19 protein-coding genes and 1 tRNA gene are annotated in these 26,270 nt (G+C 51.0%); all 20 read right to left on the bottom strand.

Going from position 1 to position 26,270, the window contains the following annotated elements; translation table 11 throughout:
- Positions 1-204 precede the first annotated feature (204 nt).
- The 20 genes from ACTQ3A_RS00280 to rlmB all read right to left on the bottom strand — a co-directional run bounded on the left by ACTQ3A_RS00280 (position 205) and on the right by rlmB (position 26,170).
- Positions 205-277, bottom strand: a tRNA-Thr gene (locus ACTQ3A_RS00280).
- Between the two features lie 221 nt (positions 278-498).
- The gene (locus ACTQ3A_RS00275; protein WP_441100682.1) at positions 499-2,340 is read right to left on the bottom strand and encodes a L,D-transpeptidase family protein; all 1,842 of its coding nucleotides are present in this window, start codon (positions 2,338-2,340) and stop codon (positions 499-501) included.
- Between the two features lie 121 nt (positions 2,341-2,461).
- Positions 2,462-4,330: a glycosyltransferase family 2 protein gene (locus ACTQ3A_RS00270; RefSeq protein ID WP_441100683.1), complete on the bottom strand. Its 1,869-nt coding sequence runs from the start codon at positions 4,328-4,330 to the stop codon at positions 2,462-2,464.
- Entirely contained in the window at positions 4,327-6,513 is a 2,187-nt protein-coding gene (locus ACTQ3A_RS00265; RefSeq protein ID WP_441494236.1) for a glycosyltransferase family 2 protein, read from the bottom strand. Before ACTQ3A_RS00265 ends, ACTQ3A_RS00270 begins: the two co-directional genes overlap by 4 nt.
- 9 nt (positions 6,514-6,522) lie before the next feature.
- Complete coding sequence (locus ACTQ3A_RS00260; RefSeq protein ID WP_441494237.1) at positions 6,523-8,781, bottom strand: methyltransferase domain-containing protein; 2,259 nt, start codon at positions 8,779-8,781, stop codon at positions 6,523-6,525.
- 150 nt (positions 8,782-8,931) lie between these two features.
- Complete coding sequence (locus ACTQ3A_RS00255; protein WP_441494238.1) at positions 8,932-10,350, bottom strand: ABC transporter ATP-binding protein; 1,419 nt, start codon at positions 10,348-10,350, stop codon at positions 8,932-8,934.
- A 183-nt stretch (positions 10,351-10,533) separates the two neighbouring features.
- Positions 10,534-11,370, bottom strand: coding sequence for an ABC transporter permease (locus ACTQ3A_RS00250; RefSeq protein ID WP_441100687.1), 837 nt, complete (start codon positions 11,368-11,370; stop codon positions 10,534-10,536).
- 49 nt (positions 11,371-11,419) lie between these two features.
- Positions 11,420-12,001, bottom strand: coding sequence for a dTDP-4-dehydrorhamnose 3,5-epimerase (gene rfbC, locus ACTQ3A_RS00245; RefSeq protein WP_441100688.1), 582 nt, complete (start codon positions 11,999-12,001; stop codon positions 11,420-11,422).
- Positions 12,002-12,117: 116 nt separating this feature from the next.
- Positions 12,118-12,942, bottom strand: a complete 825-nt coding sequence (locus tag ACTQ3A_RS00240) for a DUF4422 domain-containing protein (protein WP_441100689.1) — start codon at positions 12,940-12,942, stop codon at positions 12,118-12,120.
- A gap of 201 nt (positions 12,943-13,143) precedes the next feature.
- Positions 13,144-15,243, bottom strand: coding sequence for a sugar transferase (locus ACTQ3A_RS00235; protein ID WP_441100690.1), 2,100 nt, complete (start codon positions 15,241-15,243; stop codon positions 13,144-13,146).
- 148 nt (positions 15,244-15,391) lie between these two features.
- Entirely contained in the window at positions 15,392-16,198 is an 807-nt protein-coding gene (locus ACTQ3A_RS00230) for a hypothetical protein (RefSeq protein ID WP_441100691.1), read from the bottom strand.
- Positions 16,195-17,292 carry a DUF6077 domain-containing protein gene (locus ACTQ3A_RS00225; protein WP_441100692.1) on the bottom strand — a complete coding sequence of 366 codons (1,098 nt, stop codon included), beginning with the start codon at positions 17,290-17,292 and terminating at the stop codon, positions 16,195-16,197. Before ACTQ3A_RS00225 ends, ACTQ3A_RS00230 begins: the two co-directional genes overlap by 4 nt.
- Positions 17,293-17,369: 77 nt before the next feature.
- Entirely contained in the window at positions 17,370-18,290 is a 921-nt protein-coding gene (locus ACTQ3A_RS00220; RefSeq protein WP_441100693.1) for a glycosyltransferase family 2 protein, read from the bottom strand.
- A gap of 257 nt (positions 18,291-18,547) precedes the next feature.
- Complete coding sequence (rfbD, locus tag ACTQ3A_RS00215; protein WP_441100694.1) at positions 18,548-19,468, bottom strand: dTDP-4-dehydrorhamnose reductase; 921 nt, start codon at positions 19,466-19,468, stop codon at positions 18,548-18,550.
- Positions 19,468-20,499 (bottom strand): dTDP-glucose 4,6-dehydratase, encoded by a 1,032-nt coding sequence (rfbB, locus tag ACTQ3A_RS00210; protein WP_441100695.1) that lies wholly within the window; start codon positions 20,497-20,499, stop codon positions 19,468-19,470. Before rfbB ends, rfbD begins: the two co-directional genes overlap by 1 nt.
- Before the next feature lie 27 nt (positions 20,500-20,526).
- The gene (gene rfbA, locus ACTQ3A_RS00205) at positions 20,527-21,429 is read right to left on the bottom strand and encodes a glucose-1-phosphate thymidylyltransferase RfbA (protein WP_441100696.1); all 903 of its coding nucleotides are present in this window, start codon (positions 21,427-21,429) and stop codon (positions 20,527-20,529) included.
- A gap of 177 nt (positions 21,430-21,606) precedes the next feature.
- Positions 21,607-22,956, bottom strand: a complete 1,350-nt coding sequence (locus ACTQ3A_RS00200; RefSeq protein ID WP_441494239.1) for a hypothetical protein — start codon at positions 22,954-22,956, stop codon at positions 21,607-21,609.
- A 130-nt stretch (positions 22,957-23,086) separates the two neighbouring features.
- Positions 23,087-24,475 (bottom strand): exopolysaccharide biosynthesis polyprenyl glycosylphosphotransferase, encoded by a 1,389-nt coding sequence (locus ACTQ3A_RS00195; RefSeq protein WP_441100698.1) that lies wholly within the window; start codon positions 24,473-24,475, stop codon positions 23,087-23,089.
- Between the two features lie 186 nt (positions 24,476-24,661).
- Positions 24,662-25,264, bottom strand: a complete 603-nt coding sequence (locus tag ACTQ3A_RS00190) for a sigma-70 family RNA polymerase sigma factor (protein ID WP_441100699.1) — start codon at positions 25,262-25,264, stop codon at positions 24,662-24,664.
- Between the two features lie 189 nt (positions 25,265-25,453).
- Entirely contained in the window at positions 25,454-26,170 is a 717-nt protein-coding gene (gene rlmB / locus ACTQ3A_RS00185) for a 23S rRNA (guanosine(2251)-2'-O)-methyltransferase RlmB (RefSeq protein WP_441100735.1), read from the bottom strand.
- Positions 26,171-26,270: the final 100 nt, after the last annotated feature.

The following is a 26,270-nucleotide window of genomic DNA, read 5'->3' as shown; positions in this document are numbered from 1 at the left end:
AAGTAAAACGTCAATGAAATATGCCGGTGAAAATGTAATCTGCCAGTCCTTCAAAAAGCGGTTACAACGAGATAAAACACGCTGCGCGAGTTTTATCTCGCTATCGCGACGCTCGCCGCACACGAATACTTCGCATTCGGCTGAGGCTCACTGTTCGCGTAAAAAAAACCCCGGAAGACAGATCTTCCGGGGAAATCTCATTACAGCTGATAACCAGACTCGAACTGGTGACCTCATCCTTACCAAGGATGCGCACTACCACCTGTGCTATATCAGCAATCCGTCGGTGTTTCTCACCAACGAGTAAGATCATATCAAAACGTTCTTCTATTGTCAAGCAGATTCTACATTTATTTTCGGCAGATTCTGCATTTATTTTCAGCAACGTCTTCTATTCCTGAAGACAGGGGCTTCATTGCCGCCCCAGCCCGCACGGAAGTGCGGATATGCGTGGGAGATGAGACACATCCCCCACACACAGTGTGAACCGGCCTGCCTTCAGTTATAAATCACAACCGTTGTACCGGTAGGCACATTATCATAAATATATTTTGCGTTTTCAAGCGCAAGCCGCACGCAGCCGTGAGATGTCGCTGCGCCCAGGGTTCCATCCAGAATGCGGACCGGCGAAGAAGACCCATCATAGATTACGGAATGGAATAAATAATCTCCGGAAATCTGGCTGTAATACCAGCATTTGGTGTTGCCGCTCCAGAAATAAAGTCCCTTTATCCCCAGTCTGTATACACCGGTAATCGTAGGCGTCGATGCTTTTCCATTGGAGCAAAGCCAGTACTTCTGGTTTTGCCAGTTATTCCTGCTTCCTGTATACACGCCTGTCCGATGAGCGGAACGGTCAACCATCAGAAGATACCCGGTAGAGCTTGAATATCCCTGCGCTATAGCATCCATACCAGCGTGAGGGTTGACATATTTCCAGAATGTATTTGCCGTACTTCCTGGTGCGCTGCTTCCCCTGGCAACTATGCGGATCTCAACCGCCTCCAGACGATACCCATAACCGGCGGATCCGCAGTCCTCCCCGTTTGACGCCCAGCCGGTCCAGCCGAATCTCTGCACATGCGTACGATAATACACATCAAACAAATTTGCCATCTCACCGGTCAGCCGGATCCGGACCGCCTCCAGGCGAAGTCCCTTTCCTTCTGTTCCGGACAGTGCTCCGTCAGTCTTCCAGTTCTGTTCCCATCCGAGTCTCTGTATATGGGAGCAGTACGAAATACCGCCCGTGAATCCGGTCGTCTTGTTCAGATGGATCTTCAGCGCCTCCATCCGCAGCCCCTGTCCGGTCGTCCCGCCGAGAGCGCCGTTCGAAACCTCTCCCAGATTCCATCCGTATCTCTGCACATGGGTCTGATAGGTTACTGTCGGAGCAGTGAGATAAGCAGCGTTCCGGGCGGAAGATCTCGCAGGTGCCGCCTCTCCCTTCTTCACAATCGCGACCTCATACGCCTCGACGCGGCGGCTCAGATTCGTTGTTCCGGCCAGCTCGCCGTTTTTCGCCCACGCAAGCCACCCGAAGCTCTCCACATGCGCGCGGTAATAGAGATCGTACTTGTCCGCATCGGATCCGGTCAGCTTCATGACGATTGCCTCGACCCTGAGGCTCTGTCCCGTCGTTCCCGCGACCGCCCCGTCGCTCTGCCATCCGGTCCATCTTCTCTGCTGCACATAAGTGTTGTATGTGATGCCGAGATTCTGGTCGCCTTTCACGCTGGCCCTGATTGCCTCAACACGAAGACCCTTGCCCGTAAATCCCGCATAAGTCTGAGCTTCTGTTCCGGAAACGGCATCCTCCGCCGGCCACCCCTTCTGCTGAACATGAGCGGCATAGCTGACAACGGGTATCTCCTGAGCGTCGTCTTTGTCGTCTTTCTCCTCTGTCTCTTCCCTCTCTTCTTCAGTAGATTCCTCAGTCGCGCTCGTGGTTTCCGAGGATGCGGATACGGAATCTGTCCCCACGATTTCTGCTTCAACTGATTCATTCGAAGCATCTGTCAAGGTGTTATCGCCCGCCTTCTCACCGGAATCTTCTTCAGATGAGGTTCCATTTTCTGGTGTACCGATATTTTCGGATGATATATTCTCCACTCCATTATCCGCAGATGTAACCGTGTTGTACTTCGCCGTGTTGTTCTCCGCGGCATCGCTGCTATTCTCCGCACTGCCTGATGTGCCATCCAAAGAGTCATCCGTCTCTCCGGTTTCGGCAGATATATAAGAAGCTGCTGTATCCTCTGCATAAACCGGACATGCTGCAGATATCACTCCAATGGCCGTTAATATTGTGACAAGTTTAAACAGATTTTTTCTTCCCATAAGATCTCCCTTCTGCACAATCCATATTTTGAGTAATATAACTGCCGCACTTTCCCCGACTTATTTCCGTAATGAGTTACCTATATTATACTATACAGCAGGGATTTATGATATAAAAATATTATTCCCGGTACACAACCGGAAGCTCCCACTTCTCATCTCCCACCCGGAGTTTGAAATCCGCCTGTCTGATTGAAAGATTTGGATTATAATAAGGATCTCCCTGAACAAGCAGATCCTTCCATCTCTCCGCGAACCGGTTTATCTCCGACTGGAATCTCTTCAGTTTTTCCCCCGTGTTGTCCTGGCCTCTGGATTTTGATTCGAAATGGTAGAATTCCGCACCTGCGTCATATACAACCAGATATCCCTCCCTCCGAACACGCAGACAGAAATCGATGTCATTGAACGCGACCTGAAATTTCTCATCCAGACCTCCGACCCTGTCATACACCTCTTTTTTTACCATCATACATGCCGCTGTTACCGCATTCAGATCCTGGGTGCAGATGGCCCGGAGTCCGTATCCGGCCAGACCGCGCCCGAGACCCGTGAACATGTGTCCGGCAATTCCGCCGGCTCCAATGATCACTCCCGCGTGCTGAATGGTATCATCCGGATAGTACAGCTTTGCGCCTACGATTCCCACATCGCTGCGCATGCAGATATCAAGCATATCCTTCATGCTCTCCGGCCGGATCATCTCTGTATCATTGTTCAAAAGCCACAGGTATCTTCCTCTGGCGAATCCGGCTCCGAAATTATTGATCGCGGAAAAATTAAACGGGCCCTTCCAGACCACTACCCGGGTATTTGCCTTTTTCTTCAGCTCTTCATAATAAGAAAAGGTCTGTTCTTCCGTACTGTTGTTTTCTACAATGATCCACTCAAAATTCCGGTACACAGATTTTTCTTCCACAGATTCGATGCATCGTCTCAGATCCCCGGCATGATCCTTATTCGGGACGATGATAGATACAAGCGGCTGTTCCGTCCATCTGTAGACTGTGCGGTATATGCCGAGCACCTCTCCGATCCGTGCCTCTGCGGGAACGCCGATCCTCCGGTAATGAGCAGTTACTGCTTTTGCGCCGTTTTCGAAGGCATAGCGCTTATGCTCAGGGTCAGCCGCGGTGGAAGCCGGACTTTTTCTCCAGTGGTACAGTACTTTGGGAATATGACAGATTCTTCCGGCCTTCTCCGTATAACGCAGAATCAGATCCTGATCCTGCGCCCCGTCAAATTCCGAATGAAACCCGCCGCACTGTTCATAGAGCCATCTCCGGAATACAAAAAGGTGACAGATATAATTTGTGCTGCACAGAAGATCCGGATTGAAGTCCGGCTTGAAATTCGGTTCCAGATATCGGTCTCCTCTGTAGCTGATTTTATCTTCGTCTGTGTAGAGGATATCTATTTCCGGGTCCTTACTGACGGCGTCGGCGCATTCATAAAGCGCATCCGGCGCAAGCAGATCGTCATGATCGCACAGCACCATGAAATCACCGGCAGCCATCTCCAGCGCGGCATTCGTATTTCCCGATATTCCCGCATTCTCCTCCAGGTACTTCACTTTTATCCTGGAATCCTTCCGGACGTATTCCTCAAGAATATCACGTAGAGGACTCACGGCGGGAGCGGCCTGCCTCTCCCCTTCCGGATTCACTATCTTTTTTCCCGCGATGCTTCCGTCCGCCAGGCAGAGCTCCCAGTGCGGATATGTCTGCTTCTCCACAGACTCGATCAGCTCTCTGAGAAATTTTTCCGGCGTTCGGTAGAGCGGTACGACGATGCTGAAGGTAACCGGATGCTCAAAGCGGCGTTCTCTCTGCCGTCTCAGCTCCAGTGGCCCCGTCTCGTTTCTTCTCCGAAACGCCTTATAGTCATTCTCCGCAGTGAAGTGAACCTGATACCAGTTGCTTATTTTTCTTCCGGTATCGCGGACGCCGTTTTCTCTCAGGTAATGAAAGGTTTTCGATACAAGATTCATTTTCCGGTCTCCTGTCGAAGGCAGAATGGTCCGATCGTCAGAGAAAAGTTCGGATTGTAGCAGGGATCTCCCTTCGCCAGAAAATCCTTCCATGTGGACTCGAAGCGCTCCACCTCGGAGCGGAATCTCTCTACCTTTTCCCTGGTATCCTCTGACCCTCTGGATTTGGACTCATAATGGTAAAACTCCGCAGAAGGTTCGTACACAATGCGTTTCCCGAGTGCTCCGACCTTCATGCAGAAATCGATGTCGTTGAAAGCGACCGCATACTCCTCTGTGAGTCCTCCCGCCGCCTCGAAAATTTCTTTTCTCACCATAAGGCAGGCGGCGGTAACCGCGCTGTAATCCTGTGTCATCACGGCACGGCCCATGTAACCCGGATCCCGTGAGGAGAGGTTGCAGAAGGCATGTCCCGCAACGCCTCCGAATCCGACGATGACCCCGGCATGCTGAATCGTGCGGTCCGGATACAGAAGCCTTGCTCCCGCGATCCCCACATCTTCTCTGAGGCAGAGATCTGCCATCGCCTTCAGGCTCTCCGGTCGGATCATCTCCGTGTCATTATTCAGGAGCAGCAGAAGCTCCCCTCTGGCGTGTCTCACTCCGAAGTTATTGATTCTGGAATAATTAAATGCTCCCTTATAGGTCAGAACGGTAACATTCTTCCGGTCCCGGATGGAGTCGTAATATCGGAATGTCTCCGCCTCGGTGCTGTTGTTCTCAACAATGATCCATTCATAGTTCCGATAGATCGATTTGCTGTCGACAGAATCCATGCATTTCTTCAGATCCCCGACATGATCCTTATTCGGAACAATGATCGAAATCAGGGGCTCTTCGCCCCAGTCATACATGGTATGATAAGTACCGGCCAATACCCCATGCCCGACGCGGGCAGGGATACCGAGTCTTTCGTAATGCTCCCTGACCGCCCTGGCTCCATTTTCAAAAGCATAGGATTTAGACTCCGGATTGTCCGCCGTCGAGCCGTAGTGGCTTCTCCAGTGATAGAGAATCTTCGGAATATGACAGATTTTTCCAGCTTTTTCTGTATATCGCAGAATCAGATCATAATCCTGCGCCCCGTCGAATTCCTTCCGGAACCCGCCGTACTTCTCATAGAAGCTTCTGGGAAAAAGGAACAGATGGCAGATATAGTTCGTGCTGCACAGGAGATCCGGATTGAAATCCGGCTTGAAGTTCGGGTCGAAACGCCTTGAAGAATCCATGGAGATCTTGTCTTCGTCGGTGTATACAATATCAACCTCCCGGTCCTGAAGCGCCTTCACAAGCTCAAAAAGAGCGTTTGGAGGAATCACATCGTCATGATCACAGAGCACGATATACTCCCCGTCTGCCATTTTCAAAGCCTCATTTGTGTTGCCAGAGATTCCCTCATTCTTTTCAAGCCTCCGGTAGCAGATCCGAGGATCCCTTGCCGTGTATTTTTTCACCACTTCTTCTACACAGGCGTCCTCACCGCTGCCATCAGCGATGCAGAGCTGCCATTTCCTGTAGGTCTGCTTCCCGATCGACTGCAGCAGCTCTCTGAGATATTTCTTTCTGGTGCGGTATGCCGGAATAACGATGCTGATCTTTGGCTCATAACGGAAATGATATTTCCTCTGCCTTGCCAGCTCATCTGCCTTCACATCGTTCTGTCTCGCCCATTTCTCATATGCGGGGATTTTGTCGGAGCTGTTCATTCTCCGGACCACAAGTCCCGCGTACTTTCTGGGGCCGAACTGTCTCAGGTATTGAAAATCATCCGTGATCAGCTGCCGGCTGACATGTTTCAGCATGTCAGCCGCTCCCTCATAATGGCGGTTCTCCTGACGACTGAGCATGTTTACGGTGCGGAAATCCACCGGATATTTCTCCGATTCCGTTCCGTCCGGAGAGGTAAAAATAAGGGTGTACTGATTCTCGTCCTCTTCCTTCCTGAACCGGATCTGAAATCCCATCATCTCGTCGCTTTCCGAGCCTCCAAGCGCGCGAATCACATCAGAACGGTACAAGGTTCTGATATCGGCAGCGACCGCTCTCCCGCTCTTCCGTTCCACCCGGATTTCTGTATGGGTCAGAGCCTTCTCCTCACCTTCTCCGCTGATCCATGCCGCCCAGCCGGCGGCGGTCAGGACTTCCTCATCTGTTTTCGTCTCATCAATATTGTACTTTATCATAAAGGCTGTTCAGTTCTTCCGGCCATTCAGCCGATGAAGAAATCCTCCATTTCTATGGTGTTTTGATGATGCGGACGCCACCCGCTGACTCTGAAGCTCCAAAAGAGGACGGATAAAATCACCTTCAACCTCCGTGAAGCTGAAATCGACGGAAACTGTCTGGGAACAATTGGCCGATGAATGATCCCTGTTCCATCTGATTGTGAAATTCGGATCATCGCTGCCAAAATAGATCGCGGACAGAAATACCGGTCTTCCGGATGGAACTGGTCCGATCTCTTCCACTCCGGCTTCTGATTCCCGGAAAACCGGAATACCATTCGTGCGGATAAGCTCCGGAGGTCTTCCGTCAATTGTCAGGCCGCGGATGCGCAGAATTCCCGGCCGGTCTCCCGGATCCAGACGGATCATCGTCATTCCCTGAGGAACCTCAAGGTCAGCGGAGAGCTTTCCATTCCTCATCAGATAGTCCGACGAACGCAGCTCGGAATAGTTTTCCGACCCATCCCGTGCCGGATAATATACCCGCAGGCTCCGGTCCCCGTCTCCCGTGTGTAACACTTCGTACGAAATTCCGGCGCGAAGATCTCTCACCGGGATTCTGTCTCTCGTGAGCCATTTCTGAAAAGAGTCCTCCATTGCCGCGAATATTTTTCGTTTCTGCCCGGTCAGTCCGGCTTTCTGCCAGATGCCGCTCTGAGCAAGCTCCTGCCTGTTCTTGTCGGAGCGCAGATAATAAAAGAGGATCCGGTATCTCAGGAAATCTGACGGAACCGGAAAATCAAAGCTCCACTCATAATCGATGAGGGTGCTGCTCCCGCCGCTTCTGATCACATTTGCCGGAATCAGATCCACGTCCGACACCGGCAGCGTCTTCAGAGAATGTATTTCATACTCACCGGGTATTCCACCGGAAATTTCCCCGGGTATTTCCCCGAAGATTTCCCGGAAGGAATCTGTCATCTCAAACGCGCTCTCCAGCTCTTTCGGGACAACCATGTCGAGATACTCCAGAAGAGCCTTTTCACAGGCATCCGGTCCCTGCTTCGCAAGAACCCGGTCCAGATATTCCTCAAAAGTCTCGCCGGTGAGATATTCCATCCGTACGGTTCCTGTTATATCCGTCTTCTCACAGCGATTGATCTTCAACCTTCCCCGGTACATCTCTGAAAGCTTTCCGGAGAGCTCGCTGATGTGACTCACATGGGGAATTGCAGCCTTCGTAAGCGCCCTCTTCTCCACATACCGTTGGCTTCCATCTGTGTTCATTCCGGCGCGCTGCGGTCCGCATTCGCCAATCTGATCTGAAAGGCCCGGTGCTTCAACGCCGCCTGTCTCTCTGCTCGGCAATCCGCCATACTTCTCATATACAGCCGTATACAGAGCATATCTCCCCGCTCTTTCTCCGGAGAACTTCGCGTACAACAGTGTATCGGCTGCCCGCTGCGCGCCCTGAATCAGAAGAAGCGCCGGTCTGCCTTCGTCTTTCGTCCTACAGGCTTCGCCACCGGGGTGATGTTCCGAAAGCCACTGTTCACCCGTGATCTCCATGGGAAACATCGCGTCCGGACGGATCTCGTATAAGATGGTCCGGTAACCGGAAAGCACGCTGCCTTCCATCAGCTGACGGTACTCCCGGATTTCCTTCAAGAGAATCAGCAGGATTCCATCCTGCGCAAGAAAAGAAAGAAGCTCATGTACCATAGCCCGGCACGGCGTATCTCCCGGGATAATCCGGGAAGCCTTCTGCATCGGACCGATACAGGTGATAAGATCAAAGCTGTTCCCGGGATGATCCGAATGGATTTCGTTACAAAAGTCCCGGAAATCGCCGGCATACAGTGTCACATTCTCCCGGTCTCTGTTCCGGTACGCATTGATTCTGCATCGCTCCACATCGGAATCCCAGCTGACGACCTCCCGGTATTTTTCTGCCAGTGTACCGGTCATCGCGCCACACCCGCAGCCTGCTTCCAGAACAGATGCGCCGTCCGGTACGGCAAAGGCGCGCACAAGATTCGCTCTCAGGCCTGAAAGCTCCTCAAGCAGGAATTCGTTCTTGTGTTCCTGCAGCACAGACCTGTACTGATCCTCCGGGCAGGTTCTAAGGACCTCCATCAGTTCCTTCTCATCTGCCCTTTCCCTCTGTGTCCCGGAAATTTCTGACGCTGCCTTTCCGGGGATCTTCGCAGCACCCGGAACCTCCGGTGCAGGGATTTCATCTTCCCCCAGAATATGCAATTGTACCTTTCCGATCTGTTCCTTCATACACACCTGCCCCGCGCGAGACCGACGAGATCGTTACTGCACGTATCGGTATTTCCACTTTTTCTCTGTGTTTGCCGAATGCCTTATATATACTTTTTACGAGTACATTCCAATATTACTCTGTTCAGGATTTTGCGCCTGCCGGATGCTTCATACAACGCTTTCCGGTCTTCCGCCCACCCTTTCCACACGGGTAACCGAATTCATATCATAAAATCCCACGGTGTTCTTGTCCGAGATTACGGTGACATTGATGACATCATACAGCCTGTGATATACGACAAATCCTCCGTTTTCATATCCCGTACAGCTGATGGAGAGCAGATACTCCCCGCCCTGAAGGTTCATCTCCTGTTCAAAGGACGCGACATAGACATCCCCCTTGTGCGCCAGTCCGATATCCTTCTTTTCATACATGGTATTCGTCCCGGTGATCGCGACTCCCTGAAGGTTTTTGAATGCATAGGTAAAGATCGGGCTCTGTATCTCTTCGTTAAACTGCACCTTGCTGCGGATCGTGAAGCGGGTTCCCTTGATGATCGTTGAGGTCAGCTGCCCCTGATCGTCCACAATACCATAGTCAATGATATTTGCCCGTCCGTCACCGTACTCGTTGACATTCGGATTGATCTGGAAGTGATCCATCCATTTTCCACCGTCATGGGCTGACGAACGATCGGCAGGTGACCCGTCCGCGTCTGACTCCGCTGCTCTGCCTTCCCGCACTCCATCCTCTGCGCTGTCTCCGATATGGTCCTCTCCAGTGAGAGAACGTTTTCCGGTCGTGCTGTGAATGTCAGCGTCACCGTTCTGTACGGCGGCCTCGTCAACCTGATGAACCAGGACTTTTTTGTAGAGATCGATCATATCCTTCGGTTTGCCTTCGGAAAGCTTGACCCCCTTATTCAGAAGGATGACTCTGTCACAGTACCGGGAGATGCTTCCGAGATCGTGACTGACGAATAGGATCGTCTTTCCCTCTTTCTTGAAGTCCTCGAATTTCTTGTAGCATTTTGCCTGAAAAAAAACATCTCCCACAGACAGTGCTTCATCCACGATCAGGATTTCCGGATCAATATTGATGGCGACGGCAAACGCCAGACGGACAAACATTCCGCTGGAATACGTCTTCACCGGCTGATAGACAAAGTCTCCGATGTCCGCGAATTTCAGGATGCTGTCCATCCTCCGGTCGATTTCTTCCTTTGAGAAACCGATCATGGTACCGTTCAGGTAGATATTTTCGATACCCGTGTACTCCATATTGAAGCCCGCGCCAAGCTCAAGCAGGGCGGAAATTCTGCCATTTATGACCACTTCACCCTCCGATGGGTTCAGTACACCGGTAATGACCTTGAGAATCGTTGATTTTCCGGCGCCGTTGGTTCCAATCAGTCCTACGGTCTCTCCCTTTTTCACATTGAAGCTCATGTGATGAAGCGCGTAATGCTCCCGGTACAGCTTCTTCCGTGTAAGGCCCAGCGCATCACGGATTCTGTATGACGGTTTGTCATATAATTTATAAAGCTTGCTGACATCCTTTACCTGGATGGCGTATTCTTCACTCATACTGGTTGGATTTCCTTTCCCGGGATTGATGCCGCGGTATACTCCCTGTATCCGCAGAATTCAGCATTCAGAACTTCAGCAATATGGAACCCTCCGGGATTCCCGTAAACTGACACATCAGATTCTCCGCTGCCTTGACTGCGTTCTCTGCGGCGTACCTTCTCAGCTGCTGAAATAACCCTCTTACAGTACATCGGCAAAATGAGGCTGAAGCTTCCGGAACACATGAGTTCCGGCAAACAGCAAAAATACCGTCAGGCACCAGAAATACAGCGTCAGCTGCGGCCGCTGGAAGAACCATATGTGATTGATCAGAGAATCTCTGTACCCGCAGACGATGTAATACATCGGATTAAATTTCAGAATTGCAATGACTGCCGGCGGAAAGCTCACCGCATCCATATTCCACATGATCGGAGTCGCCCAGATCTGAACCTGCAGAATAATATTGATGATCTGTACCAGATCCCGGAAAAAAACGGCCAGCGCACTTGTCAGATAGGACACCGCAAGGACGAAGACAAACATGCAGAACGAGTAATATACAAGCTGAACGGCATAGACGCCGGGGAACAGTCCGTACACCACATACATGCCGAGCATGAAGCAGACAAAAAAGACATGTACGAACAGACTCGAGACTGCCTTCACCACCGGAAGCGCGCTGATCCGGAACACCACCTTCTTGACCAGGTAGTCGTATTCAAGAAGTGCGTTCGTCCCTGCCGCCATCGCGTCAGAGAAATAAAACCAGGGAACCAGGCCGGCGACAAGCCAGAGCACATAAGGGACGGAAATCCCCTGCTTCGTGGACTGCGTTCCCGCGTTCAGCGCCTTCTCGAATACAAACCAGTACACAAAGACAGTGACAACCGGCTGTACAAACGCCCAGACTCTTCCAAGGTAAGAGCCCGCAAATTTTGTCTTGAAATCATTTTTTGCGAGACTCCCGATCAGTTTTCTGCTTCCTGACAGCTCTCCCAGAATCTGAAACAGCGCCGGCTTTCTTGACTTTGACATCTCGATCTCCTAATCATTGTTATCGTCTTTTGAAAGTCCTTTGAAAAAATCAGAAGTTCTTTTTCTTCTCAAGGAATTCCTGATAACTCCAGTTCACCTTATCCTTGTCCGACAATACAAGATCCTCCGGTCCCATTCCCTCCGGCATCGGCCACTTCACGGCAATATCCGGATCGTTCCACATCAGTCCGCCCTCATCATTGGGATGATAAAAATCAGTCACCTTGTAGCAGAACTCCGCGTAATCAGAGAGAACAATAAAACCGTGCGCGAAATTCTTCGGAATAAAGAACTGCTTCTTGTTCTCCTCTGTCAGGAGCACTCCGAACCATTTTCCGTAGGTCTCGCTTCCCTCCCGCAGATCAACCGCGACATCAAAAACCTCACCGCGGATTACGCGGACCAGCTTGTCCTGAGGATAATGAATCTGGAAATGAAGGCCGCGAAGTACCCCTTTCTTCGATGCGGACTGGTTGTCCTGCACAAAATCGCAGTCAATTCCGGCAGCCGCAAAGTCATTGTAGTTGTAGGTCTCCATGAAATATCCCCGGTTGTCTCCGAAAACCGTTGGCTCTACCACATAAAGTCCCTTGATACCGCCTGCATTTTCTGTAACCTTGATCTTTCCCATAATTTTTTTCCTTTCCGGGCGTCCTGACGCCCTCTGAACATTACCATATTGCAAAACAAATCCGGCCTCAGCGATCTCTCTGTGAAGCCTGTCCGGACTTCTGTCTCCGCGGATTTTCAGAAGCTCTTCTCATACTTTTTGTGAAAGAATTTCGCACGGAGAAAACCGGTAATCTTTCTTCTCCAGTCAATCTCTCCGAGATAAAGGTATGGCACCTCACCAATCTCGCTTTTCTTCAGCCTGCCCGTGTCCACCTGATGCATCAGCCACACATTAAAGAGCCTCTCGCTGACCCGTCCGGCATATCTCGCGTCAAAAGCTGACATGCCGCTGGTATCAACCATTTTCTCAAGATCACCAAGAATGTCGAACAGCCACGCAAAATACTCATCCGCGAGATTCTTCGGCATGACAAACATATTGAAAATGTATGCCCCGGTCTGCTTCATGAAGCGGTCGAACTCATCCACATAATCCGGATATTTCCGGGCAAGAATCTCCCTGGCCTTGTCGAGCTGCGTACCGTCGAAGGTATGAGCGTAGTGGGAATAGACACTTTCAATGTAATAATGCCGCTTCTTCGGAACCAGAACGCGGTACCGGGACAGAAGTTTCCTGAGCTCGGCCTCTGTCAGCACCGATGCAAGAAGGCCGTTTTTCTTCTGCTCGTGCCTGCTCTTCAGTGTAAAATATCTCCGGTAATGCACCAGTCCCAGGTAATCACAGTCCAGATTTTTCCATGCCCAGTAGAGTCCTGTCAATTCACAGTAGACGGGGTTTTTGGAGCTGATATTGTCGCCGGTATTGTCGCCGGTGAAGCCAAAGGGCTCCTTTCCCTCTGCTCCTACGTGAAGCGGAAGATAGACAGAATCCTCCGGCACCTCACACTTCTTGTGACAGGCTATGATCAGTCTGATTTTCTTCTCATTCACAGATGTCATTCTATTCTCCTTGATCTCTCGTTTCCATTACCGCAGAATTGCGGGGGCTCAAATATGCGCTCTGCGCGCACGCGCGCTGCAAGCTCATACACTCCAAACATAACCGCAAACGTGCACGCACCAAAACTGTGCGCACGCGCGCTGCAAATTGACGCAAAGACTCATACCGTAGACAGAATGAATGATGCATCGCATGGCGGTCTACTGGGCGCCTTCCTCCTTTGTGACCGATTTCACGGTCCGGAACAGAATCTTCACATCAAGACCGAGACTCTGATGATCCACGTAATACATTTCCATCTTCTGTCTTTCGCCGCTCTCATAGGTAGCATTGTTCCTCGCATAGGCCTGCCAGTATCCCGTAAGACCCGGTTTCACGCTCAGAAGCTTGGCGACATCTCTTCCATAGATTGTGGTTTCTTTCTCCACGATCGGTCTCGGACCGACAATCGACAGGTCGCCGGACAGAATGTTGAACAGCTGTGGCAGCTCGTCCAGGCTCGTGCGCCGAATGAAGTTTCCTACCTTAGTGATACGCGGATCGTTGTCAATCTTAAACTCCGTGCGATACTGCTCAAGCTGCTCCGGAGTCAGAATCTTCTCCAGATCTCCGGCGTCCCGGCGCATGCTCCGGAATTTATAAACCGTGATTTTCTTTCCGTTCTTTCCGATCCGGCTGTGTCCGTAGAACGGGTTGCCGCCGTCATCCGCCATTACCGCGAACATCAGGATCAGAAGCAGCGGCGAGAGCAGAATGATCCCCAGGAGCGATCCCACAATGTCGAACAGCCTCTTGATGAAATAGTAGACGCGTTTTCCCGCTGTCATCCGGCAGGTGTAAGCGGAGCGGTCGTATTCCAGCGGCTTGCGGAAGTCCATATACTCCCGGATGAAAGCGCACTCCTCCGGCTCCCACATGGTCTGTCGGCTCCTTGCGGAGCGGAACGTCAGATACCGAATGATCATGATGAAAATAATTTCGGCATCCAGTCCAAGGCTCCAGTTATTCAGATATCGGTCCTTTTCCGCGCGTCCGCTGCGACGGTCGGTGCACCATGTACCCACCAGTCCGGGCTTTGCGCACAGATACCGGAGTTCTCCCGGATTTTCAATAAAATAGGGAAGAGACGGGGCTCTCGGTCCGACGAAGCTCATATCTCCCACGAGAACATTCAGAACTTGCGGCAGCCCGTCCAGATGCGTCAGATCCAGAAAACGGCCAAGCCAGGTAAAGCAGCTCCTGCCCTCCGTCTTCCTCTGATCTGAATCCATCCGGTATACCCGGAAATGATACTGGTTAAAACGGCGTCCATTCATGCCCACTCTTACTCTGGTAACAAAAACAGGCCCCTTCAGGAAAATCTTCGTCAGCAATGTGACGATCAGCATCACTGCAAGAACAAAAGGAAGCAGAAGAATAGAAACAATGATATCCAGGCTTCTCTTTATGACGACATTGCGCCCCCGGATCGGAATCTCAGGGAGATAGCTGACTACCGCGCACTGTCCGAGCATATCCTGCATGCGCTTTGTATCACTGAGTTCAAATTCCGGAAGACTGACATGAACCGTCTTCCCCAGCGGCTGGAAATGACGCACCCACGCTCTCTCCTCTTCCGGATCCCCCGATACAAGAAGGATGGAATCCACCTCCTCCTTCTGAATATTTGCCATTGCGTCGGAATAATTGCTGATAACCCGGATGCCGCTTATATATTCACCCGCCAGATCCGCATCAATGATCACAAGACCTGATATATGAAATCTCCAGTCGATAATCGCGTTCAGCTGTTCGAGAACCCGGTCCGTATCCCGCTCACGGCAGACCAACACCATTTTTTCCGACGCCTTTCCGTTTTTATAACGCGGAATGTAGATTTTTTTGACCGCTTCCCTCAGAATAAAACAGGTAAAATATGCAATGATGAAGAAAATCACCATGAAAATTCTGGAGTATCGTTCACTGGTCTTCGTGATGAACAGAATCACCACATCCACGACGATTACCATAACGATCATTCTCAGCGTGGCAAGCAGCTCGGAGGAAACATTTCTTGAGAGATACTCCTCCGAATACAGAAACAGAAAATTTACCAGTATATAGGAGATGATCGTGGCAAAAAGCAGAGGCATATAGGGGAACTGCTGAAACCGGTATCCGGCAATTATGCTCTCCCTCGTGAACACTCTCCACATCGGAAGGATCTTACGAATTTCATAGGATATCACGAATGCGATCAGCAGCGAAACGATATCCACCATATTCATAATATAAAGCGATACTCTCTTACGATTACTCATACTTCTCCTGTCGTCACGTCTGCTCCGCCTGTCACGAAGCCCAAGGCCTGCCTTTTGGCGGCCGCCTTCTATGCTTCGACGTTCTCCTAAGAACGAAAAACGTCACTTTCTGAGTATTCTGCCGAAATCTGTCTAAACAGCTTTCTTCTCAGCCCGGCAGTACCCTGCAGATCAGATAGCCGTCCACCGTATCCATATATTCAAATCCTACGCTGCTCATGGCGTCTGAATAGAAGGTGCCGTCATAGCTCTCCGCGTCCTCCTGCCGGTAGCCCGGTGCCTGGGAGGGGAGCATCACCAGGTAATCATAATCCATGTTCAGCATGCTGCCGCGGACAAGGTTCAGGTCCGGCTGCGGCTGCGTCATCTGCTGATAAACAGAGTACTGATCACCCCCGATATAATCGATATAGCCCCACGCATTCCGCCCATACATCAGATGTACGTCCGGTGAATACTGACGGATGTAACAGAACAGCGAGGAATCCACTGCCGCGCGCGGCTCGCTGTCAAGGGAGAGAAGCGCATCAGCCACATCCACCGATGCCTGCGGCAGCTTGTAACGGTTCTGTGCTCTCACGAAACGATCCTTGTATATGAACGTTCCGGTCGCGGCTGAAACTGCCAAAGCAAGAACGATCACGGCAGCCTTCATGAAGTTTTTCCGCATCCTGCATACAAGGCTCACCATTGCTGCCGCGATCACAGGCAGAACCGGCACCATCCAGAACGCCCTCCAGTACGCGTAGTCAAACAGCTTTCTCCAGCAATACCGGTAAAGAAGCGGATTGAATATCAGAACGCCGAGCAGAATGGATGGATAAACGAGAAGCTTTCGTTTTTCCTTCTCCGCGAAAAACAGATAGATCAAGGCAACGATCCATAAAAGCAGAAACCAGTTGCCCGCAAAGGATTCCCGCACCTTGTCCAGAACCTGCCTCCATGCATCTGTCATAGAACGATCCTCCCGATTTTACACATATAGTAGAGCCCGCCGAACACGACAGAAGGCAGAAGTACCACAGGAACCTTCCAGATCGCCCTCCACCTGCGGCATCCAAGAATGTACCAGATCGAGCAGATCCCGATCATGGACGCCGCAATGATAATGCCCATCCCGGATAGGAGACAGCATGCCAGGTCTGTAATCAGAAGCATCCAGATGGCCCTCTCTTCCGCGGCGTGTCTGTACAGATAGATAAAGCAGTACAGGATCATCGGTATTCCCACTCCCGCGACCACGGCCTTCCCCTGCCAGATCCGCAGAAGCGCAAACTCCGACTGTGTGCGAGTAGATCCCGCAAAAAAGAGCTGGAGAAAAGCGACAATCAGACAGAATAAAATTGCCTTCCGTCTGTCATCCCCGAACAGTTCCATACCCGCCAGGCAGTAGATCCCATAGCCGAGGAGCAGAAGAATCACCGGAAGTACCGTGTGCGCAAGCACCGCCGGATGCATTGCAGTGAGTCTCGCCAGCATTGCGATGTAGATCATCCACGGAGAGACGGCATCCTTCAGATAGTCTCCGCCCCAGTTCTGGAGATTCAGTTCACCCGTCGCGGCATTCTCCGTGAGCATCCGGTTGGTCTTCCATGTGTATACCGCATGAGCGATAAACCGGGAATCATCCTCATCCAGATGCATTCCAAACAGATATACCGCACATTGGAAACCCACGATCACAAGCAGAAGCAGCAGCAGAACCAGAGCAGTCCTGTCACGGAAAAGCCCCGGCTGCTTCCGGTGCCTTGCATCGAACCGGATAAACGGAACCTTTCTGCGAATAGAGACGAAGATAATCACAAGCGCCGCCAGAATCAGAAGCCACAGCAGGATCACATGCCGAAAGTCCTGTCGAAGGAAAATCATGGGAACTGCCACCGCCTCAAAGACCGCCCACATCAGCAGATTTCCGGCGACAAGATTCAGGACGGACCGTCTGACAATATTATTCTCATATAGGTGCAGAAGATCCGTAAGGATATATCCGCAGATGCCGGGAATCACCAGAAATACAAGCAGCAGTCCCGGAATACTTTTAATCAGCATATAAAACACTTTCTCTGTCTTGTTTTCAGATATTGCAGTCTGTTATTTTACCATGTTGCTTCCGGATTGTAAAATCGTCAGATATAGAACAGCTGTCCCAGGATCCTGACCAGATCGCCTTTCAGAAAACGTCCCTTAAGCAGGGCAGCCATCCTTCTCGGCTTTGAAAAGTCCGGAATACGCAGAAACTCCTCGAGTGCGTTCTTCGAGTCTTCAGGCATTATACTGCCGAATCTCTCATACAGCAACCTTGCCTCCGCAAAATTCAGCTTCAGATTATATCTGGTATTCCTGTCCATCAGCTTACCGATACGATAGGAAAAGCTTCTGACATTCACCGCACTCACCACATTATCGCCGTGCTGCCGGTAGTACATCAGCTTTTCCGGAAGATGAACGACCTCGCCGAGGGCGCTGACATACTGCGCGGCCCACCAGTCATGCATACGGATCCTCGGATCATAATCTCCCATAAGCCGGTAAGCTGCCCGGTTCATCATGACCGTGCATCCCGTCACATAATTCTGCACCAGAAGATGTCGGAAATCTGTGCGGTGTCCGTAGACCTGCAGCTGCTTCTCGCGGACCGGGACGGGATTCAGCGCCGCGTCTGCCACAATATAGTCAGAAAAAACCAGAAGCGGGCAATCCGCGCCTCTTGCCTTCTCCTTTTCTGCCATGACCTGCAGCGTCCTCCTGACCTTCTCCTTTTTCCAGACATCGTCCTGATCGCAGAACATAATGTATTCCCCGGCCGCATGCTTCACGAGCTCCATGAAATTTGGCGTCGGCCCTCCGCAGCGGATCTGATCACAGATCACGCGAATCTTCTCCGGATATTTCTGCGCATAATCCTCCAGAATCCCCTGTGTGCCATCAGTGGAACCATCGTCACGGATCAGAATCCGGATATTCTTCTCCGATTGCGAGAGAAGAGACTCCAGCTGCTCGGCCAGATATCTCTCTCCATTATAGGTTGCAAGCAAAATTTCTACCATATATTTATCCTGATAAAATGTCTGTTGCGGATCACTGCCTGTATACATTGCGTCAGCACTGGTCTGTGATCGAATGCACGCGCGAACGCAAAAAGGAACGACCGCAGTAAAACGGTTTCTTTCCTCTCGGAATCCCAGGTTTTATGCGACTGTTCCTTTTCTCTTTGATCCGGCTTTCAATGCCCGCTCACATCCGCCGGCTTTACTGTCACAGCGGATTCAATGGTGTTTATATCTGTCCGCCACATTCGCCGATATCAGCGGATCTCACCGATCTCAACCAGAAAACGATGCAAAGCATCCTTCCAGTCCGGAAGCGGCTGAAAGCCATTCTCAACAAGCTTCGATTTATCCAGGCGGCTGTTAAAGGGCCGCGCCGCCTTCGACAGTCCGTACTCCGCGGTAGTAACCGGGGTGACTCTGGTCTGCATGCCGGCCTGTCTGTATATCTCTTTTGTAAAGTCATACCACGAAATATATCCGCCCTCATTCGTGGCATGATAATATCCGTACTTATCGGTTTCGATCATATCCACCAGAAGCCGCGCCAGATCCAGCGTATAGGTCGGCGTTCCGATCTGATCATTTACCACGCGTACTTCCGAATGCGTCCTGCCTACATTCAGCATCGTCCGGATGAAATTCTTACCGTTCAGTCCGAATACCCAGGCAATCCGCACGATGAAGTACTTCTCAAGGATCTCAGAGACGGCGAGCTCCCCTCCCAGCTTTGACTTTCCATACACATTGAGCGGAGCGTAGTCCCTGCAGTCCGGCTTCCATGGCTCTGTTCCCTGTCCGTCAAACACGTAATCCGTGCTGATGTAGACCATCTTTGCATCCGCTTTTCGCGCTGCGCGGGCGATATTCCTCGTTCCGTCCACATTGATCGCCATAACCTTCGGCCTGTTTTCCTCATCCTCGGCAGCGTCAACCGCAGTCCATGCCGCACAGTGCACAATGACATCCGGCTTCACCTCGGAAATGACGCGATCCACCGCATCCTCGTCCGTTATATTGAGGGATACATACGGCATCCTGGTTACCGCTGATCCTTCATTGATACCGCTGTAGGAAGGAGCAAGATCCGTTCCTACCCCTTCCAGGCCTCTTGCCGCCAGCTCATTCATTACATCGTGTCCGAGCTGCCCGGCCACGCCTGTCACAAATACCTTCATCAGCCGATAACCTCTTTCTTCCCGTACATCTCATTATAATAGTTCTGGTAATCGCCACGAATAATGTTCTCCCACCATTCCTTGTGATCCAGATACCACTGAATGGTCTTCTTGATTCCATCCTTGAACATCGTCTCCGGCAACCAGCCGAGCTCATTGTGGATCTTGGTCGGATCAATGGCGTATCTCTGATCGTGGCCTTTTCGGTCGGTGACATGCTCGATCAGAGAATATGGCTTACCCAGATAATCCAGGATCAGCTTTACGATGTCGATGTTGTGCATCTCATTGTGACCGCCGATGTTGTAGACCTCTCCAACTGTTCCCTTCCGCATGATGAGGTCGATGGCCTTGCAGTGATCCTCCACATAAAGCCAGTCACGTACATTCAGGCCCTCTCCATAAACCGGGAGTTTTTTGTCCGCCAGTGCATTCGCGATCATCAGAGGAATCAGCTTTTCCGGAAACTGATAGGGGCCGTAGTTGTTTGAGCAGCGGCTGATCGTTACCGGAAGCCCATAGGTTCTGTGGTATGCGTTAACCAGAAGATCCGCGGATGCCTTGGATGTGCTGTAAGGACTGGAGGTATGAATCGGTGTATCCTCATGGAAAAACAGATCCGGGCGGTCCAGCGGAAGATCTCCGTAAACCTCATCCGTAGAAACCTGATGATACCTGTGAATGCCATACTTGCGGCAGGCGTCCATCAGCACCGAGGTTCCGATGATATTCGTCTCGAGGAAGATCGTCGGATTCTCGATCGAACGGTCCACATGAGACTCCGCGGCAAAATTCACGACGATGTCCGGTTTTTCCTCCTCAAACAGTCTGTAAACTCCCTCTCTGTCACAGATATCAAGTTTGACAAAGCGGAAATTCGGCTTTTCCAGAACCGGCGCCAGCGTAGACAGGTTGCCGGCATAGGTCAGCTTGTCCAGGCAGATGATCCTGTCCTCCGGATGCTGCTCCAGCTCATAGAAAATAAAATTGCTTCCGATAAATCCGGCACCGCCGGTAACGATAATATTCATGATTTTCTCCTTTACTCCCGTCACACTTCAGTCATTGTGAAGGATATCGACATATTTGTTGTTCAGAACGTCCATCAGATACTGGCCGTACTGATTCTTCTTCAGCTCCTCATACTCCCGGAGTACCTGTTCTCTTGTGATCCAGCCGTTCAGATAGGCAATTTCCTCGAGGCAGGCGATCTTGCGGTGCTGATGCTGCTCTGTGATCTTTACAAAGTTTGTGGCATCCACAAGACTCTCATGTGTACCGGTGTCCAGCCAGGTAAATCCCTGTCCCAGAAGCTCGACATTCAGTTCCCCATTCTGCAGATAGATCTTGTTCAGGTCCGTGATCTCGAGCTCTCCTCTTGCCGACGGTTTTAACTTCTGAGCATACTCCACCACGCGGTTGTCGTAGAAATACAGTCCGGTCACACAGTAATTGCTCTTGGGCTTCGCCGGCTTTTCTTCGATGGAAACTGCTCTTCCGTCCCTGTCAAACTCCACGATGCCAAATCTCTCCGGATCATCGACATAATAGCCGAACACCGTAGCTCCCTTTCCGGTTTCCGCATTTTCCACGGCAGCTCTCAGGCGTTTCTTCAGCCCATGGCCGGCGAAAATATTATCTCCGAGGATCATGGCAACCGGCTCATCCCCGATAAAGTCCGCTCCGATGATAAAAGCCTGAGCGAGACCATCCGGAGACGGCTGCACCTTATACTGCAGCGAGATGCCGAACTGATGCCCGTCTCCGAGAAGCTCCTCAAAGCGCGGCGTGTCCGCCGGCGTTGAAATGATCAGTATATCACGAATCCCCGCGTTCATCAGAACGGAGAGCGGATAGTAGATCATGGGTTTGTCATAAATCGGGAGAAGCTGCTTCGATGTCACCTTAGTCAGCGGATATAACCTGGTTCCGGATCCGCCTGCCAGAATGATTCCTTTCATATCAATGCCTTTCTGTACTCTGTTTATCTTTTTTCTTTTGTTACCTGTTTCGCTGTTGACCATTTTCTCTGTTAACCGAGTTATTTCTTGACCAATGTCTCTGTTAACCGGTTTTATTTACGCGAACAGTGAGCCGCAGCCGAATGCGAAGTATTCGTGTGCTGCCTGTTCCCCCTGTTACGCAATTATGGAAGACCGCGGCAAAAGCTTCTGCTCCTCCAGCGCCCGTTCGAGCGTCCGGTTAAACGCCTCCTGTGTAAAATTCCTGCGGTACAAATCCACGCATTTCCTGCGCGCCTGCGGATCTTCCGCAACTGCAATCAGTCTGTCCAGGATCAGATTCAGATCTTCCTCCGTCATCGTCATCAGGTTGTCGGGAATATTTACACCAATACCGCATGTCGACGCAAATTCCCATAAATCTCCCTTGATGCTGTTGATCAGCGGAACCCCATATGACAGATAGTCAATGGATTTCATTGACAATCCGACATGCACATCCGTCCGCATCACATTGATGCCAAGACAGCAGCGGGAAAGAATCTCTGCCTTCCGGTCTTCCTCATAGACCGCTCCGCGGCAGACAGTCTCGGCACCGCTGTTCCGGAGCTCCCGGATAAAATCGTCTCTGTGCTCTCCCTCTCCGATGATATCCGCAATAACCTTCCTTCGGCGGTTCAACGCCCCCAGAAGATACGCAATCCTCGGAATATCAATGATATTGTTGATTGCGCCGATGTACGCAATGCGGAGACTCTGCTCCGGACACGACGATTTTCTGACCACGGCATCATCAACCACAGCATCATGGGCTATGACATCATGGGCTATGTTATCATGAGCTACGTTATCATGGGCTATATTGTCACGAGCTACATTATCACGGGTTGCGTTATCATGGACAGCTGTCTTCTCTGGATTTGGCGCTCCTCCGGGATCTGTCCGAATCCTTTCGCCTGACGCTCTATATTTATTATCACCGGAAAGTTTGCACCAGTAAAGAGTATATGTTCTGTTCTCTGGTAAATCAAGCTGTTCCCGATAAAAACCACATTCCGTGAAGATCACGTCAGCACATCCCAGATGATGATCCCGAAGATTTCTCCATCTCCGGATCGGCGTCAGGTGAGCTGCCGCCCTCAGCGGGAGCGATTCCGGCCAGAGATCAATCAGGTCAAAAATCACACGAACGCCTGTTTTCCTGCGAATCCGTTCTGCTTCCGCAGCAAAGGAATTGGCAGGAATCATAAAATAAATCAGATCGAAGCCCCCAGATTCCAGATATGCCCCTGCGTCGAGCGCAAATCGGCGGATTGCCATGAGACGCGTAAGCGAAAGATTCCTGGTATATGGTCTGAGGTGGATGTAGACATGATTTTCCGCTTCTCTTTGAACCGTTCGTTTGCCATGATGATCGAAATCTGAAAAAACGCGAACAGCGGTATGCCCTTTTTCCTCGAAAAACTGGGCTACCGCTTCTGCTCTGTCTTCAAATGTTGAGGAATGCGTTACGATCGCAACCTTCATAAAGATCCCTTTCCAAAAATATCAGGATAATACCTGGCAAAAATCCGACGGCAGAAGCCGCTGCTTCCCCACAGAGACTGTCCTGTTCTTCTCGCTGTCTGTTCTCCGCGCCATACACAAATCACGTCTCTCAGCTGCCGTGCTGTTCCTCATTCTGCCTGGTTTTTTCGTTCATCTTCTGCTGGGCTTCCTGATCAAAGCCCTCCGTGCTTTCCGGCTGAAATACGGTTCTCGCAGTCAAAAGCACCAGCTTGACATCCATCAGAATGGACTGATTCTCGATATACATCAGATCAAGAAGAAGCTTATCATGCGCGGAGGTATTATACTTGCCGAATACCTGAGCGTAGCCGGTAAGTCCGCCCTTGACCGAAAGCCGGTAACGAAATTCCGGTATTTCCCTGACGTACTCGTCCACGTGCTCCACCCGCTCCGGTCTTGGGCCGACAAAGCTCATATCCCCTTTGAGGATGTTGAAAAACTGGGGGAACTCATCCAGCCGAAACTTCCGGATCACCCGTCCGGTCCTTGTAATTCTGGGATCCCTGTCCGTTGTCGGAAGGACTCCGTACTTATCCGCATCGACAACCATACTCCGGAACTTCAGGATCTCAAAAACCCTCGCGTCCTTGGTATAGCGCTTCTGGCGGAAGAATACCGGCCCGTGATCCTCTGCCTTGATGCAGATGGCGACAACCAGCATGACAGGAGACGTGACGATGATAAGAAACAGAGAAAAAATAATATCCAGCGCACGCTTTATCCCCTGATATTTCTTGTTATTATAGTTATACTCATACTTCATCAGCGGAGTATCCAGAAGATGCTTCGGCTCACAGCCTAGGCCAAAGATATCCAGAAGCTCAGGGGTGTAGTAGAAATTCTTCTTGTGCTCAATGCACATCTCGCTAACAGCCGCCCTTGTCTCAAAGGTAACGCCATACATGATGACGGTGCAGCAGCCCTGCATGTGCTGCAGCAGTATTTCTTCCCCGATCTCCTCTCTCTCGGTATAAATAACGGAAAACAGATGCTTGTATTTCTTCAGAAGTCTCTGTTCAAATGCAAGCACCTCCTCCGGACTGATCTTTTTCCCGTAAAGTACCAGCGTCTTCTGCGGTGCGACATGCTTCATGAAGTACCGCTTCGTGAAAACGACAATGTTTATCGTTCCGACCAGCTGAAGCAAAACAATAAAAGCTCCCGGCAGAATATTGACCACCTGGTTGTAGATCAGACAACACTCCACATACAGGATAAAATCCGTAATGGCAAAGGAAATAAACTGCGAAAAGACGATCTCTCCCATATTTGTGGACGCGATACGGAACGCCTTGTACACACTGCAAAGGAGATTGTAAATGATATAAAAGATCAGGATACTGGCGATCATGCCGGGTATCTTGTAGGTATCAAACGCGTAGTCGTTATAAAAGAATGCCCATACAAGTGCAAACAGGCCGACATTCCATAGACGGAGTACCAGCCTGGCGGAGTGGGTAACCTTTTTGTTCTCCATATTTATCCTCGTTACCTTTCGTCAGGAAAGGATGATGACATAGTTAGATTAATTTTAGCATACGCGAAGTTCCTTGTAAAGAATCCGGAATCTGCTGGCCTGACCGGATCCGGAAACCGGATTCTGACAAACTGACCGGATCCGAAAGCCGGATTCTGACACCGGGGCTGAATTCCTTCTGCCTGCTCATAGACCCTTTCGAACGACAATCTGCTGCACCTTCCCGCGGATTCTCTGGAGAGCATTGTCTATGGATTTCGGGGTTCGGTTCATTCTCCCGGCAATCTCATGATAATCCAACCCGTCCAGATATAATTCGAGAACCTCTCTCTCCATCCGGCTCAGTGCCTGATTGATCTCATCCCGGAGATTTCTGGCATTTTCAAAATCAATCAAAATATTCTCCGGACTGTCCGCGGCACCCAACTCCGCGTCCTTGCGGTTATCCTGAAGCTCGCTGATGGAAATCGAGCTGTTTAGCGGCCTGTGCTTTTGCCGGCTTGCGGATAGCACAGCCGTATACATCTGCCTGGAAATCAGAAGTCCGGCATAGGTCCGGAACGATGCATTTTCGTCCGGGTTATAATCCCGGATTGCCTTGAACAACCCGAGCATTCCCTCCTGCAGCAGGTCCTCCCTGTCTCCGCCGGCCAGGTAAAGCTCCCTCGCCAGAGAACGGACCGTTTTCTTGTACTTTTCAAGCAGAAAATCCTCGATCCCGGTCTCGCCGCTGCGAAGCCGGCGAATCAGTTCCTCGTCCGGAACTCCCTCGTACTCACTGTTTTTCATAATCCTGTATATTTATTGAAGAACAATTTGCTGTCTGAAGCCTCACGGTTTCTGCCAGGCCATTCTGTGGTTGCCGCGAGCCTCTGCGTATCTAACCTGAATCAACCGCCTCGCGTGCAGACGTAATAGCATTCTGTGGCTGCCGCGAGCCTCTGTATCTAACGGATAATTCTACGATTGCCGGATACTTCAGCGTCTCTGACGAACAATTTCATAGGCCAGCACACCAGCCGCCACGGATGCATTAAGGGAATCGATATCTCCCTTCATTGGAACCGAAGCGACAAAATCGCACTTTTCCCTGACCAGCCGGCTCACACCCTCTCCCTCATTTCCGATGACAAGTCCGATGGGGCCGGTGAGATCCAGGTCATACATCGGGGTTCCGCCCATATCCGCGCAGACAAACCAGATGCCTTCTTTCTTCAGTTCGTCGATGACAGCCGCAAGATTCGTGACCTTCGCGACCGGCGTGTAGTTAATCGCGCCGGCAGAGGCTTTTGCGACGGTCGCAGTCAGCCCTACCGCGCGGTGTTTCGTGATAATTACGCCATGCGCCCCCGCAAGATTCGCGGTACGGATGATGGCTCCGAGATTGTGCGGATCCTCAATACCATCCAGAAGAAAGAGGAAAGGTTTCTCTCCCTTTTCCTTTGCCGCCTTCAGCATGTCGGAAACCTCAGCATAAGGATAAGAGGCGACAATCGCAATCACCCCCTGGTGGCTTCCGGTCTCAGACATCATGTTCAGCCTTTCCTTCGGAACGTAGCTGATGATTGTCCCGGCTTTTCTGGCCTCTCTCGCAATTGTCATGATCATCCCATCATGAAGGTTTTCCTGCAGATAGACCTTGTCTACGCTCCGGCCGGAACGGAAGGCCTCAAGTACCGCATTTTTGCCCTCCAGACGGTTCGGATTCTCCTCGAACTCCCGGTCCGCCTCCGTCTGACGCCGCGCTGCTGTTTTCTCCGTTCTTTCCCTTCTTCTTAGATCCTTATAACTTCCG

Source organism: Bilifractor sp. LCP21S3_F8, assembly GCF_052117805.1.
Classification (GTDB): domain Bacteria; phylum Bacillota; class Clostridia; order Lachnospirales; family Lachnospiraceae; genus Bilifractor.
The sequence above is the reverse complement of the archived record's forward strand: the minus strand, read 5'-3'. Positions and strand labels throughout refer to the sequence as shown.